We start from the raw sequence: 17,952 nt of genomic DNA, 5'->3' as shown, positions 1-17,952 counted from the left end.
AGAGCTTTTTACTTCTAAAATAAATAACATAGTATTTTAGAGGTAAATAGAAAAAAGAAAAGATATACAAATTTAATTTAAAAATTTGAACAAATAAGAGTTTTTCTAAAAGTTGTAACAACATATGGATATTAAAAACATAAATTGTATAAGTGAGATAATAATTTTAAAGGAGAGATTTTATGGCAACATCCTTTTTATTGAGAAAAAGCTTAACAATTCCAGGTGCGATCACTTTAACAGGTAATACGCTTGGATTGACAGATAGAAATTACCCTTATACATTTGTAGGACCTGGTGCTTTGTTCTCAACGACATTTACCTACACAGGTAATGATATGGGCGCATTTGTAACCACAGATACTTCAAAAAGAGTATCTGGATACCCTGCTGGCTCAACTAGCAATTGGGGTGAAAATAGTTCAATGGCATTATTAAGATTGCCTCAAGGTGCAATTATTAGACATGCAGAACTTGTATGGGGTGGTGCAACTAGAGGGAATGGTAGTAATACTACAAGTCCTGTTAATTTAGATAGTCAAATTAATACACCAGTTAGATTTAAAACACCAGGAGGAAGGATTTTTAATGTTTCACCAGATCCTACTACAGCTGGTACAGCAACAGTTGGACATGTTGTTGCAACTGTTAATGGTGTAAGGTTTCCTTATAGTGGAGGAGATCAAGTTTATTATGTAAGATCACAAGATGTTACAGATATTGTAAGGCAATTTGGAGCAGGACAATATGAATGTGGTGGAGTTGTTGCAAATATTGTTCCATTTGGACCAGGTCTTATGAGATGTGCTGGTTGGGACTTAGTTGTAATGTATGAATTACCATCTCTTCCAGTTAGAAATTTAACTTTATTCTTAGGAATAGATGCAGTTGGTTCTGATGGAGTTGCATCTATTAATTATTCTAATGGAACTAGTAATACAGCAATAATTCCAGGAGAAATAAAAGGACCTAGAGATATAAATATTTCAGGATTTGTAACTCCAGAAGCTGGAACTGTTAATGCAAGAATCCTTTTATCTGGTATGGAAGGAGATCCACAGTTTGGAACTTCTGGAAGAACACTTGGAACTGGAGATAGAGTTTATTTTGGACCTAATACAGGAGTATTAACAGAGCTACAAGGCCCAAACAATAGAATAGGAAATTTTTTAGCAGCTCAAATAAATGATGATAGTGGAAATTTAGATACAACAGGTACATTTGGTACAATAAATCAAAATCCAACTGGAAGTGCTGTTGGTGCGATAAATAGAAATACATGGGATATAACTAATCTTTCAGGACTTGGTGCACTTCCAAATGCTCAAAGGTCAGCTGTAGTTAGAATTATCTCTGAAACAGATGAATATGCATTACATCTTCTAGCATTACAAATAGATGTAAATGCACCAAAAATTCAAGTTAATAAACAAGTAGACAAACAAAATGCAAATGTAGGTGACACAATAACCTATACAGTTGTAGTTAAAAATACAGGAACAACTACAGCTACAAATGTTATTTTTAAAGATTCAATACCAAATGATACAAGTTTTGTACCAGGTACAGTTACTGTTGATGGTGCACAGAATACATCTGCAATTCCAACTCCTCCAGGATTTAGCATTCCAGATTTACCAGTAAATGGGGTTCATACTGTAACGTTTAAAGTTAAAATAAATAAATTACCAACACCAAATCCTATACCAAACCAAGCATTAGTAGATTTTCAGTATAAACCTGCACCAGACCTTCCATCATCAAGTGGAAGTGCAGGAAGTAATACTGTAAATACCCTTGTTGAACAAGCACCTAATCCATCAGTTGAAGCTATAAAAGCTGTTGACAAAACATCCGCTGTTGTAGGAGATACGATTCTTTATACAGTTGATTTTGTTAATACTGGAAATGTTCAACTTAACAATGTGATATTTAGAGATACAACACCAAATGGAACTAGTTTTGTTCCAGGTTCTGTTCTTGTTGATAATACATCAAGACCGGGGGAAAGTCCTCAAACAGGTGTAAATCTTAGTCAACTTGCGGTAGGTGATAGGGTAACTATAAAATGGAATGTGAGAATTGATACATTACCAAACCCTAATCCAATTCCAAATACAGGATATGTTGATTATAATTATGCAGGTGCTAATAATGCTACTATTCCAGGTACAACTGGAACAAACACAGTGAATACAAATATTGCAAATGCAACACCAGGGCTTCAAGTTATAAAAGCTGTAGATAAGACTCAAGCTGCAGTTGATGAAATTATTACCTATACAACAACATTTACAAATACAGGAAATATCCCACTTACAAATGTTGTTTTTAGAGATACTCTTCCAAATGGAGTTACATTACTTCCAAATACAACAAAAGTAAATGGAGTAGATGTTATTGGAGATGTACAAACTGGAATTAATGTTGGGACATTGCCTGTTGGAAATAAAATAACAGTTGAATTTAAAGTTAGAGTAACAACAGTACCAAATCCAAACCCAATTCCAAATACATCAGAAGTTATATATAACTTTGCACCAGGACCTGGACAATCACCACTTGAAGGCAGTGTTATAAGTAATATTGTTAATACAAATGTATTTGAAGGAATAAACCCAGTTTTAAATATAAATAAAGAAGTTAGCCAAACACAGGCGAATGTTGGTGATATACTAACCTATACTATTGGCGTAAAAAATGATGGAAATGTAAATTTAACTAATATTATTGTAAAAGATACAATACCAAATGGAACAACTCTTGTACCAGGAAGCGTAGAACTTAATTTTACTCCGGTGCCAGGAGGAGATATTCAAGCTGGTGTTAACATTCCAGTTCTTCCACAAGATGGTCTTGCTGTTATAACATTTAAAGTTAAAATCACTCAAGTTCCAATTCCGAATCCAATTCCAAATGTTGCAGTTGGAACAGCTAATTATATAGATGTAACAGGTGCTACTAAACCTACCTCTGGAACATCGAATCAAGTTAATACAAATGTTAATATTCCAAGACCAAGTGCAACTATTGAAAAAGTAAATAATAAAACTAAAGCAGTTGTTGGCGAATCTATAACTTATTCAGTAAGAATAAAAAATACAGGAACAGTTGATTTAAATAATGTAGTATTTAAAGATACAATTCCAAATGGAACAAGCTTTGTAAGTGGTAGTGTGGTTGTAAATGGTATTGCAAATGCTGCTGCTAACCCTCAAGCAGGATTTTCGTTAGATTCTATACCAGTTGGAGGAACTGCAGTTGTCCAATTTGTTGTATTAATAACGACAACACCAAATCCAAATCCGATTCCAAATACAGCGGATATAACTTATACCTATACAACAAATCAAGCTAATCCTAATGCAAATACAGGAGCATTAACATCTAATACAGTTTTAACTGAAGTCGTAAATGTACGAGCAGAGTTAATAAAACAAGTAGATAAAACTAATGCTCAAATTGGAGATACGATAACTTATACAATTTCCGTAAATAATCCAAGTTCAGTACCATTAGAAGGAATTATTTTAAAAGATACAATTCCAAATGGAACTACGTTTGTACCAAACTCTGTTGAAGTAAATGGGGTTCCTAGAAGTGGTAGTCCACAAGATGGTATAGACTTAGGAACAATAAATGGTGGATTCCAGAAGATAGTTACATTTAAAGTTACGGTAACATCTACTCCAAATCCAAATCCAATTCCTAACGTAGGAGTTGTATCATTTGGATTCAGGCCAGATCCTACAAGCCCACTTCAACCTGGTGGGGGAACTACAAACCTTGTTACAACTCAGGTAGGAAGTAGTGGAACAGGAGATGCCACAATTACAAAGGCAGTGGATAAAGCATTTGCAGCTGTTGGCGATGTAATTACTTATACATCAGTTATAAGAAATACAGGAACATTAACTCTTACAAATTTAATATTTACAGATGGACTTGAAGCTTCAAAAATAACTTTTGTACCAGGTTCCGTAACTGTTGATGGTGCAGCTAATCCATCAGGAAATCCAATATCAGGAATATCACTTTCAGATTTACCAGTAGGTGGTGTTCATACAGTTACATTTAAAGTTTCAATTGATGCAATTCCAGTACCAAATCCGATTCCAAATAAAAGTAATATAGCATACACTTATACTCCAAATGGTGGAACTCCTACAAATGGAAATAAAGATTCCAATACAGTAACAACAGAGGTTTTAGTTCCAGCAGATAAAGCTGATATTAGTATTGTAAAATCAGTAGATAAAACAGTAGCGAATGTTGATGATGAACTAACTTATGCGATTACAGTTTCTAATATTGGTGATGTGGATGTATTTAATGTGATAGTTACAGATACTATTCAAGCTAGTAACGTTACCTTTATTCCGGGTTCTGTTACAGTAAATGGTGCTGCTAATTCAGGAGATCCAAGCAATGGAATAAATGTAGGAAGGCTAACACCACTTCAAACTGTTGTAGTTGTTTATAAAGTTAAAGTGAATGGAGTACCAGTACCAAATCCAATTCCAAATGCAGCAAATGGAAAGTTTGACTTTTTACTTGTTACAGGACAGCAACAAACAGCAAACAAGGATTCAAATACTGTAAATACGCAGGTTAATACTCCATCGGGAACAGGAGATGCCTCTATTACAAAAGCAGTAGATAAAACGGTAGTAAATGTTGGTGATGAGATTACCTATACATCTGTTATAAGAAATACAGGAACATTACCACTTACAAATGTTATATTTACAGATGCTATTGAAGCTTCAAATGTAAGTTTTGTTCAAGGATCCTTAACAGTAAATGGTGCAGCTAATGCAAGTAATCCAAGTTCAGGTGTAAATGTAGGAAACTTAGCTGTTGGGCAATCTGTTACAGTTGTATTTAGAGCACGAGTAAATGCAATTCCAACACCAAATCCAATTCCTAATAAGAGCAATGTTGGGTACACTTATACACCAAATGGTGGAACACCTCAAACTGGAAATAAGGATTCAAATATAGTAAATACTACAGTAAATACTCCAAGTGGAAATCCAGAGCTTACTTTAGTAAAAACAGTTGATAAAACAACTGCAAATATTGGAGACACTTTAACTTACGCAGTAACAGCAACTAATACAGGAACACTTGATTTAACTAATGTAATAGTTACAGATACACTTCAAGCTAATAATATTTCAATAATTCCTGGTTCCTTAACTGTAAATGGAGCTGCTAATACTGGAGATATTCAAAGTGGTGTTAACATTGGAAATCTAGCTATTGGTGCAACGGCTATTTTAACTTATCAGGTTAAAATAAACGGAACTCCAACACCAAATCCAATTCCAAATACAGCAGGAGCAGGTTATATTTATACAAGACCAGGTGGAAGCCCAACTCCAGGAACATCAACTTCAAATCAAGTAAATACAAATGTTCAAGGAAGTAGTGGGGGAGGAGATGCCTCTATTATAAAGGCAGTAGATAAAGCAACTGCAAATATTGGAGATGAAATAACTTATACTTCAACAATTCAAAATACAGGAACACTTCCACTTACAAATGTTACATTTACAGATGCTCTTGAAGCAAATGGAATAACTTTTGTTCCAGGTTCTGTAACTGTGAATGGTGTAGCTAATGCTGGAAATCCAAGTAGTGGAATAAATATAGGAAATTTAGCTGTAGGGGCAAGTGCTATTGTTGTATTTAAAGTAAAAATAAATAGTCTGCCAATACCAAATCCAATACCAAATAAAAGTAATGTGGGATACACTTATACACCAACTGGTGGTTCATCTGTAACTAACAATAAAGATTCTAACAATGTTACAACACAGGTTAATAATCCATCCGGAAACCCAAATACAACTATTGTAAAATCAGTGGATAAAACAACTGCAAATATTGGTGATACTTTAAATTATGGTATAACTGTAACAAATACAGGAAATTTAGATCTTACAAATCTAATTGTGACAGATACTATTCAAGCTAGTAATGTTTCATTTGTACCAGGAAGTCTTTCAGTAAATGGTTCACCAAATGCTGGAAATATTCAAAGTGGTGTAAATGTAGGAAACTTAGCAATTGGACAATCTGTTCTGTTAACTTATAGAGTAACAGTAAATGGAGTGCCAGTACCAAATCCAATTCCTAATACTGCAATAGATAATTACACTTATACAAATCCAAGTGGTGGTCAAGGCCAAGGAAGCAATACTTCAAATCAAGTTCAAACAGTTGTAAATACCCCAGGTGGTGTAGGAAATGCAACTGTAACTAAAACAACTGATAAAACAAATGCTGTTGTAGGAGATATAATAACTTACACATTAGATGTTTTAAATGACGGAACATTACCTTTAGACAATGTGATTGTTAAGGATGTTCTTCAAGCTAGTAATGTTTCATTTGTACCAGGAAGTCTTACTGTAAATGGAATTTCTAATGGTGGAAATATTCAAACAGGAGTTAATGTCGGAAGTTTAGCTGTTGGTCAAAGAACTGTACTTGTATTTAAAGTTCAGGTAAATGGAATTCCAACACCAAATCCAATTCCTAATAAAGGAAGTGTGAACTACACTTATACTCCAACTGGTGGAACTCCACAAACAGGAACTAATGAATCGAATACTGTAAACACAAATGTAACACAAGATACAACAAGACCTATAACAACTTTAATAAAAGAAGTTGATAAAACAGTTTCAGATGTAGGTGGAGTTATAACTTACACATTGCGTGCATCAAATACTGGAAATTCAACAGCAAATAATGTTGTTATTACAGATGTTGTTCCTCAAGATACTACTTTTGTTCAAAATTCTGTAACTGTAAATGGTTCATCAAGACCAAGTGAAAATCCTGAAGTAGGAGTTAATGTTGGTAGTTTAGCGCCAGGTCAAAGTGTTGTTTTAACTTATAGAGCAAAACTTGTTGATGGACGACTTCCAAATCCAAATCCAGTTTTAAATACAGGAAATTTAAATTACTCTTATACACCAGTAGGTGGAACACAACAAAATGTAAATTTAACTAGTAATCAAGTTTCAACACAGGTTAATAGTGCAATCATAACACCAGGAACTAACACAGCAAATCCGGGGGCAGTTAAGAGAGTTGATAAGACAATCGCACAAGTTGGAGATGTTTTAACCTATACAATTAACCTTACTAACTCTGGTAATATTACAACTAATACAACAACTTTAACAGATATAATTCCAAATGATACAAGCTTTGTTTTAGGTTCGGTTATAGTAAATGGAACTTCAAGACCTACAGATAACCCACAAAATGGAATAAGTGTAGGACCTATAGCACCAGGAGCAACATCTACAGTTATATTTAAAGTTAAAGTTGATAGAGTACCAAATCCAAACCCAATTCCAAATAAGGCAACTATAAATTACACTTATAAACCTGATCCTACAGGACCAGATGTATCAAAAGGAACTGAGACTAATACTGTAACTACAAATGTAGGTAAAGTTCCAATAGAACCTGGAACTGGAGTTGTAAAAGAAGGAAGTAAGTCTTATGCACAAGTTGGGGATATCATAACTTATACAATAAGAGCAACCAATACAGGAACTGTTGATGCAACTAATCTAATATTTAAAGATACACTTCCAAATGGAGTTAGCTTTATTCCTAATACAGTAAAGGTTGATGGAATAGATAGAGGTGGTGTAAGCCCAGAGTCAGGATTTAATATTGGAAATTTAGCACCAGGTGCAACTAGAATAATTACTTTTGATGTAAGAGTTACTCAAATACCAAATCCAAATCCTATGGAAAATACAGGAGAATTAACTTACACGTATACAATTGATCCAACTAAGCCACCAACAACTATTACAGTTCCAACAAATCCTGTGACAACACAAGTAAATGTTGCAACTATAGATAAAGAGAGTGGTGGACTTGTTAAATCAGTAGATAAGGCATATGCACAGGTTGGGGATATCATAACTTATACTGTTAATCTAAGAAATACAGGAAATGTTAATGCTGAAAATGTAAATCTTAAAGACGTAATTCCAAATGATACAACTTTCGTTTTAGGCTCAGTTACAGTAAATGGAACACCTTTTGCATCTGTAAATCCTCAAAATGGAATTCCAATTGGAACTATAAGACCAAATGGAACAGCGGTTGTAACATTTAAGGTTAAAATAAATAAAATACCAAATCCAAATCCAATTCCAAATAAAGCAGAAGTAAATTACAGTTATACAGTAGATCCAAGTAATCCAAATAGCGTAAATAAAACTAACGAAAGTAATACTGTTACAACTATGGTTAATCAAGGTATTATTGATCCAACTACAGGTGGACTTACTAAGGAAACTGATAAAGAATTTGCAGCAGTTGGTGATACAATCACTTATACTGTAAAAATGAAGAATACTGGTAATGTTAAGGTTGATAATATTATCTTTAAGGATACAGTTCCAAATGGAACTAGCTTTATTCCAAACACCTTTACTATTGATGGTGGAATAATTCCAAATGCAAATCCTCAAACTGGTGTTAATGTTGGAAGCATAAATCCAGGAGATACTAAAGTAGTAACATTTAAAGTTCTTGTAACTACTATTCCTGTACCAAATCCAATTAAAAATAGTGGAACAATAACTTACGAATTTGTAGTTAATCCAGTTACAGGAGAAAAAGGTCCTGGTTCTGGAAACACTAATGAAGTTACAACTAAAGTTAATGAAGCAAGTATTGATCCAACTAAAGGAGACTTAGTAAAAAGTCGTGATAAGGAATTTGCAGCTATTGGTGAAGAGATAACTTATACTGTAAAAATAAGAAATTCAGGAAATATTGATGCTGAAAATGTTGTATTCTATGATACTATTCCAAATGGAACTAGTTTTGTAAGCAACTCTGTAGTTGTAGATGGTGCATCAAAAGCGAATCAAAGTCCTGCAAGTGGAGTATCAATAGGAACAATACGACCAAATCAAACAGTAGTTGTTGTATTTAGAGTTCTTGTTACTCAAATGCCAAGTCCAAACCCAATTCCAAACCAAGGTGTAGTTGATTATAGATATTTAGTAGATCCAATTACTAGCAAGTATAAGGATGATAAGGCAGTGAGCAATACTGTTTATACTCAAGTGAATGAAGCTATATTAAAACCAGAAGTTGGTGGAATTGAAAAGACAAGCGATAAAGATTTTGCAAAAGTGGGAGATGTAATCACTTATACAGTTACTCTTAGAAATAGAGGAAATGTAAATGCTAATAATGTAATTTTAATAGATACTATTCCAAATGGAACTGAGTTTGTTGATAATTCTGTTCTTATAAATAGTGTTGTTAGTACAGGCTCTAATCCTCAAAAAGGAATACCAGTTGGAGTTATTGAGCCAAATGCAGCAGTTCAAGTTCAATTTAAAGTAAAGGTAGTTTCTATTCCAAATCCAAATCCAATTCCAAATAAAGGAGAGGTTAGCTTTAGCTATACTGCAAATCCTAACAATCCAAATGGAGAAAAAGGACGAGAAACTTCAAATACTACTTTAACAAAAGTAAATTCAGCTAATATTGGTAAAGATGATGGTGGTCTTGTTAAATCAGTTGATAAAGCATTTGCTGATGTTGGTGAAGTATTAACTTATACAATAAACCTTAGAAATACTGGAAATGTTAATGCTGAAAATGTTGTAATGCTTGATACAGTACCTAATGGAACATCATTTATTCCAGGTTCAGTTACTGTAAATGGACAAAATATAAGTGGTGCAAATCCTGAAAATGGAATTCAAGTTGGAACTATAGCACCAAGTGGAAATGTAAGAATTAGTTATAAAGTTAAAATAACTGAAATGCCAAATCCAAATCCAATTCCAAATACAGCAAATGTAAGTTATAGCTTTATTACAAATCCTCAAGCACCAGTACAAACAAATGTTACTAATACAAGTAATGAAGTATTAACAAAAGTAAATTCACCAAATATAAATCCTGATAATGGCAGTGTAACTAAAGCAGTTGATAAGGGATATGCAAAGGTTGGAGAAGATTTAACTTATACAATCTCTGTAACGAATAAAGGAAATGTGGTAGCTACAAATGTTGTTATTCATGATACTATTCCTGATGGAACTAGCTTTATAAACAATTCAGTTACTGTAAATGGAGTAAATCAAGTTGGAGCAGACCCAAGCCTTGGAGTTAATGTTTCAGATATTTTACCAGGAAATACAGTTGTTTTAACTTACAAGGTTACTGTAACTACTATTCCAAAGGTAAATCCAATTCCAAATAAAGCAGATGTAGCTTATTCATTTACAAAGGATCCAAACAGACCAAATGGTGAAAGAGTTGATGTTTTAACTAATGAGGTTTTAACTAAAGTAAATTCTGCTAGTATAGATCCTAATAATGGTGGATTAGTTAAATCAGTTGATAAGCAGTACGCGGATTTAGGAGATGTTTTAACATTCACTGTTAAGCTTACTAATACTGGGAATGTAGATGCTAATAATGTTAAATTCTTTGATACAATTCCTGATGGAACAGAGTTTGTTGAAGGTTCTTTAAGAGTAAATGGTGTAGATAGAGGTGAAAATCCACAAAATGGAGTTCTTATAGGTAGCGTTGCTCCAAATGAAACTGTAATAGTTTCATTTAAAGTAAAAGTTATTAAAGTTCTTTCACCAAATCTTATTAAGAATAAAGGAAATGTTCAATATACTTTCACTAAAGATCCTGCAAGACCAAATGGTGAAAATGAAAATAAAGAAACTAATACAACAACTACAGTTATAAATAGTGCAAATATTAGTCCTGAAAATGGAGGACTTGTAAAAACAGTAAGCAAGGAATATGCATCTATAGGAGATGAGCTTGTTTATACAATCTTTATAACTAATAAAGGAAATGTTGCAGCAGAAGATGTTGTTTTAAAAGACACAATTCCAAATGGAACTAAGTTTATTGATGGTTCTGTTTTAGTAAATGGAAATATTCAAAGTGCATCTAATCCTGCAAACGGAATAAATCTAGGTTTAATTCCGATTGGTGGAAAAGCAACAGTTCAGTATAAAGTAAAAGTTATTAGTATTCCAAACCCAAATCCAATTCCAAATAAAGCAAATGTTGCTTATAGATATCTTGTAAATCCTATAACAAGTGAATACAACAGTAAGGACAATACAAGTAATACAGTGTTGACTAAGGTAAATACTGCTGATATAAGTCCAGAAAATGGTGGAATTATTAAAGAAGTTGATAAGGCATATGCAGATTTAAATGACATTTTAACTTATACTGTTAAAGTTCAGAACAAAGGGAATGCTGATGCAATTAAGGTAACACTTCGAGATACTATACCTCAAAATACAACATTTATTGAAAATTCAGTAGCTATAAATGGTGTTGTTAAAATTGGTGCAAATCCTGAAAGTGGTGTTTTTGTAGATAAAATAGCACCAGGTGAAATTGTTGTTATGACATTTAAGGTTCGTGTAAATAGTATTCCAAATCCTAATGTTATAAATAATAATGCAAATATTGACTATAGCTATGTTGTTGATCCTAATAGCCAAAAAGAAGTTGATAAAACAAGTACAAGTAATAATGTTACAACAACTATTAATAGTGGTAATATTGACCCTAACAATGGCGGTATAACTAAACTTGTAGATAAAGCATATGCTTCAATAGGAGAGGAGCTTTCATATACAATTAAAGTTAAGAATACTGGTAATATTAAGGTTGAAAATGTAATAATTAGAGATACTGTTCCAGATTCTACTGTATTTATAAGTGGAAGTATTTTAGTAAATGGTGTTCAAAGAGCAGGCGATAATTTAGCTAGTGGTATTAATATTGGAACATTAGACCCAGGAGAAGAGGCAGTAATAACTTATAAGGTTAATGTTTATAAAATACCAACTGAAAATCCTATTAAAAATACAGCTGAGGCAAGCTACACTTATACTGTTGATCCTAATAAACCAAATGGTGTTAGAAAAGATGTGGTTAGTAATACTGTATTAACTAAAGTAAGTTTTGCAGATATTTCTAAAGAAACAGGTGGTCTTGTTAAGAGTGTTGATAAGCAATTTACAGATTTAGGTCAAGAAATAACTTATACAATCACTCTTACTAATAAAGGAAATACAAATGCAAATAATATTGTATTAAAAGATACAATTCCAACTGGTACAACATTTGTTCCTAATTCAGTTCTTGTAAATAATAATGGTGTATTTGGTGCAAATCCAGCACTTGGAATTAATGTTGGAATTTTAGAACCTAATAAAATTGCAGTAGTATCATTTAAGGTTATAGCAACGACTATACCAGCAGGTGGTATTATAAATAATAGTGCAAATATTAACTACACTTACACTAAAAATCCTGATAATCCAAATGGAGTTTCAAAAGAAGAAAATAGTAATATTGTTCAAACTCTAGTTAGAACTGGGGTTGTAATACCTGGTACAATTCCAACAGGTCCTGGTGGAAAACCAATTATAGGTCCTGATGGTAAGCCACTTCCTCCAACAGGTGGATTCATTAAAAAGGCTGATAAGGAATATGTTCAAATTGGAGATACAGTAACTTATACTTTTAAAGTTGAAAATTCAGGAAATGTAACTATTGATAATGTTGTAGTTACAGATTTAGTTCCAACAGGAATGGAATTTGTAAAAGGTTCAATTTCAGTTGATGGAGTTATAGATCAAGGGGCTAATGCAAATCTTGGTGTTAATATGGGTAGTATTAAAGCAGGTTCATTTAAAACACTAAGCTTTAAAGCATTAGTTACAAAAATTCCAGATACGAATCCTATAAAAAATAAAGGAATTGTTTCATATGAATATACTGTCGATCCATCTAAACCACCAATTAAAAATGGAACTACTTCAAATGAAGTAAATGTTACAGTAAATGGTGCAAGAATAGACAATATAGATGGAGGGCTTATCAAACAAGTTGATAAAACATTTGCTGAAATAAATGATATCTTAACTTATACAGTTATTCTTAAAAATACTGGAAATATAAAAGCTAATAATGTGGTTTTAAAAGATACAATTCCAACTGGAACTTCATTTGTACCAGGTTCTGTCACTGTAAATGGTAACTCTGAACCTACTTTAAATCCACAAACTGGAATAGGAATATTAGTATTGAATCCAGGACAAACTTCTGTTATTTCCTTTAAGGTTAAGGTTGATAAGTTAAATGTTGATTTCAAAATTAGTAATAATGCAATTGTTAATTACGACTTTGTTGTTAATCCAAATGATCCACCTGTAAGCAGTAGTTCTGTATCAAATACTGTTGTTACAAAAGAAAATTCAGTTAATTTTGGTGGGGATAACTTTAAGAAATCAGTAGATAATCCTTATGCAAGCTTAGGCGATACAGTAACTTACACATTTACTATCAAAAACACTGGAAATATAATGGCTACAAATGTAACATTTAAGGATAACTTAAACGAAGTACTAAGCTTTGTTAAAGGTTCTCTTGAAGTTAATGGTGTATCAATACCATCAGCAAATCCTGAAACATCAGTTTCTTTAGGAAGTATTGGCGTAAATGGTGTTGCTACAGTATCCTTTAGAGCAGTTGTAGTTTCTATTCCTAAAAATCCTATTATAGAAAATGTAGGTATTTTAGGATATGCAAGTCAGATAGATCCAAATGGTAATCCTGTATTTACAACAATCCCTTCAAATAAGGAAGATATAATAATAAAAGATCCTAAGATTGAAGTTGTTAAATCTTCTAGCAATACTGAAGCAGTTGTAGGTGAAGTTATAGATTATACAATTAAGGTTATGAATACAGGAAATACTGAAGCTATAAACGTTAAGGTTTCAGATGCATTATCAGAATATGTTAAGTTTATTGAAGGTTCTATTACTATAAATGGAAAATCATATAGTAATTACAACATTAGCTCTGGTATAGAAATTCCAAAAATTTTAGTTGGTGAAACTCAAACTATTAAGTTTAAAGCTACAATTATTAAAAAGCCTGATAGTGGTGAAATTTCTAATATTTCAAGTGTAAGCTACAACTATATTACAGACCCAAATAAGCCACCTCGTGGTAATAATATAGATAGTAATAAAGTTACTATTAAAGTTGAGGAGGCAAAGGTTGTAGTAAGTAAATCATCTAATATTTCATTTGCTAAAATTGATGATGTTATAGAATACACTGTAACTATGGAGAATGTAGGAACATTAGATGCACTTAATTTAATATTCTTTGATAGTATTTCAGATGGTACTAGTTATATTGAAGGAAGCTTTAGTGTAAATGGAAGAAAAATAAATTCTGTAAATCTTGCTACAGGGGTTAATTTAGGAAATTTAAAACCTGGTGAAAAACTTACTATTAAATATAGTGTTGTTTTAACTCATGTTGGTTGTGATAGAAAAATTAAAAATGCTGCATTTGGTAAGTTTGAATATAAAATTTTAGATAAATCATCTATTGGCATTAAAGAAACGAATATGGCAGAACACATTGTGGTGGGACAAAGTCCGAACTTTAGACAAATGAATGTAGATGGTGTAATAACTCTAGATTGCCATATGCCACCAATAGAAGAAGTTAATGAAGTTCAAGCAGAAGTTGAAATTACAAATTACTATGTAATAGATACTATGATAGGACGTTCACCTGAAAATTCTAAGCTTACTGGTCAAAAATTAGTTGTTAATGGATATATTCATGAAACAGTAGAATATACTGCATTAGTAGAAAGACAATCAGCTCATTATACTTGTAGAACTAAAAAGTTTAGTACCTTTATAGTAATACAAGGTGAAAGTACTCTTGGTGCTGAAATAAGAGCAGCAGCTTTAATTGAAGATGTATCCTTTAAGCAATTAAATGATAGACAACTATATACTAACATTACCTTTAATTTAGAAGCTAATATAAATAACTAAAAAGTAGCTGCTACACAGAACCGGTGTAGCAGTTCCTTTTTATACAAAAATATAAAAGAATTTTATCCCTCTTTTTATATTGTTTCATAAAATATTAATAGTAGTAATTTATGAGGAGGATTTATGGAAAATTTTAATGATATAAATATAGAAAATGATATAATTGCCCAAGCTACAGGACCTCTTACTATGAATAAAGTAGTTGATAAAGCACAGGGGGTTGTTGGTGATACATTAACATACACGATAACAATAACAAATCCATCAGGTAGTGGTGTAAATACCTCACCTATAGCTTTTCAAGATACAGTCCCAACTGGAACAACTCTTTTACCAGGGACTCTTTTAGTAGATGGTACTCCAAATACAGGAGATGTTCAAGCAGGGCTTACTCTTTCAGGCTTAGCACCTGGTGCAAGTCATCAAGTAATATTTAAAGTTTTAGTAACAACTTTTCCAGGAGGAGTTGTAAAAAATGATGCAACTATTAACTATACATGGGGAAATGGAGGAGTTTTTCCAAACCAAGGTGGAAATGTAGGACAAGCACAAACAGTTCCAGGTCCTGATGTAAATGGGAGAGCTGTTCTAACAAAATCAACAGATAAAACTACAGCAGTTGTAGGTGATGAGGTAACGTACACTCTTGTAGCTGCAAATATAGGGTCAGTAACTATAAACAATGTAACTATTACAGATACAATTCCTCAAGGAACAAGTTATGTTAGCAATTCAACAACAATTAATAATGGAGCAGCTCAAAATACTAATCCTCAAACAGGGATTAATGTTGGGACTCTAACTTCGGGGCAAGTTGCTACAATTATATTTAGAGTAAAAGTAGATACAATTCCAAATCCAAATCCATTTTTTAATCAAGGTATCTTAGGTTTTCAGTTTAATAATGGAACACAAACAGTTACTGGTGCTGGATTAACAGGAAATGTTTTCACAACCGTTACATCTCCTTCAGGAGGAACAGGAAGTATATCTATAAATAAAATTACTGACAAAACAACTGCTGCAATAAATGAAACTATAACATATACAGTTGTTTTAACTAATAATGGAACACTTCCTTATACAAATCTTCAATTTGTGGATACTATCCCAAATGGAACAACCTTTGTAAATGGTTCAGTAAATGTAAATGGAACATCTCAACCTACTTTTAATCCACAAACAGGATTTGCTATAACACCACCTCTTGCTGTAGGTGGAGTAGCAACAGTAACCTACTCAATTCAAGCAACTACTATCCCAACACCAAATCCAATCGTAAATGTGGCAAATGGAATCTTCCAAACTTCATCAGGAAGTGGTAGTAATCTTTCAAATGCAGTAAATACAACTATAACGACACCAGCTTCAGGAAGTGCTAGCATTACAAAATCAGTTGATAAAACAAATGCTAATGTTGGAGATCAATTAACGTATACTGCTGTAATTAGAAATAATGGAAATTTACCACTTACTTCAGTAATATTTACAGATACAATTCAAGCAAGTGGTGTAACCTTTGTTTCAAACTCTGCAACTGTAAATGGTACTGCAAATACTGGAAATCCATCATCAGGAATAACCCTTCCGAATATGGCTATTGGAGATGTTGTAACAGTAGTATTTAAAGTAACTGTTAATAGTACACCTAGTCCAAATCCAATACCAAATGTAAATAGTCTTCAATATACCTATACACCAAATGGAAGTCCATCAGTAACTTCAACGACTATTTCAAACAATGTAAATACCCTTGTATCAGTTCCATCAGGAACAGGTAGTGCAAGTATTATAAAAGCTGTTGATAAAGCAACTGCTAATGTTGGAGATCAATTAACTTATACATCAGTTATAACAAATACAGGAAGTTTACCTTTAACAAATGTAGTATTTACAGATACTATCCAAGCAACAGGTGTAACTTTTGTTTCAGGGTCGGCTTTAGTAAATGGTGTCTCAAATACTGGAGATCCAAGTACAGGAATAAATGTAGGAACAATACCAGTTGGCTCTAGTGCAAATATTGTATTTAGAGTAACTGTAAACACAATTCCAGTTCCAAATCCAATTCCTAATACTTCAAGTTCTAGTTTCACTTACACACCAAATGGAGGAACAGCACAGACCGGGAATTCAAATTCAAATAATGTAAATACACTTGTATCAGTTCCATCTGGTGGAAGTGGAAGTGCAAATATTGTCAAATCAGTAGATAAAACTACTGCAAATGTTGGAGATGTTGTAACTTATACATCAGTTATAACAAATACAGGTAGCTTACCTTTAACAAATGTAATATTTACAGATACAATTCAAGCTAGTAATGTAACATTTAATCCAAACTCTGTAACTGTAAATGGAGCTACTAATTTAGGAACTCCATCTGCTGGAATAAATGTTGGAAACTTAGCCGTGGGTGCAAGTACAACTATAGTATTTAAAGTAACAATAAATACAATTCCAGTACCAAATCCAATTCCAAATACTTCAAGTACAAGCTTCACTTATACACCAAGTGGTGGAACGGCTCAAACTGGAAATGCAAATTCAAATCTTGTAAATACGCAAGTTCCAGGTACTACTATTCCAGATAGTGGAAGCGCAAGTATAGTTAAGGCAGTAGATAAGACTACGGCAAATGTTGGAGATGTTATAACTTATACATCAGTTATAACAAATACAGGAACATTACCTTTAACAAATGTAATATTTACAGATACAATTCAAGCTAGTAATGTAACATTTAATCCAAACTCTGTAACTGTAAATGGAGCTACCAACACTGGTAACCCATCATCAGGAATAAATGTAGGTAACTTAGCTGTTGGCGGAAGTACAACAATTATTTTTAAAGTAACAATAAATACAATTCCAGTACCAAACCCAATTCCAAACACTTCAAGTACAAGCTTCACTTATACGCCAAGTGGTGGAACGGCTCAAACTGGAAATGCAAATTCAAATCTTGTAAATACGCAAGTTCCAGGTACTACAATTCCAGGAGGCGGAAGTGCAAGCTTAA

The 17,952-nt window shown here is 32.8% G+C and carries 2 protein-coding genes; both read left to right on the top strand.

Annotation, left to right across the window (positions count from 1 at the left end; genetic code table 11):
- The first annotated feature begins 182 nt into the window (after nucleotides 1-182).
- A complete protein-coding gene (locus ACRC28_RS16200; RefSeq protein WP_438544483.1) occupies nucleotides 183-14,930 on the top strand; it encodes a DUF7507 domain-containing protein in 14,748 nt (4,915 codons plus the stop codon).
- A 123-nt stretch (nucleotides 14,931-15,053) separates the two neighbouring features.
- Nucleotides 15,054-17,952: beta strand repeat-containing protein (locus ACRC28_RS16195; RefSeq protein WP_438544482.1), on the top strand; the 2,899-nt coding region annotated here is incomplete at its 3' end.

The sequence above is a fragment of the Clostridium sp. genome (assembly GCF_051650885.1).
GTDB lineage: Bacteria > Bacillota > Clostridia > Clostridiales > Clostridiaceae > Clostridium.
This window is presented reverse-complemented; position numbering and strand designations above follow the sequence as displayed.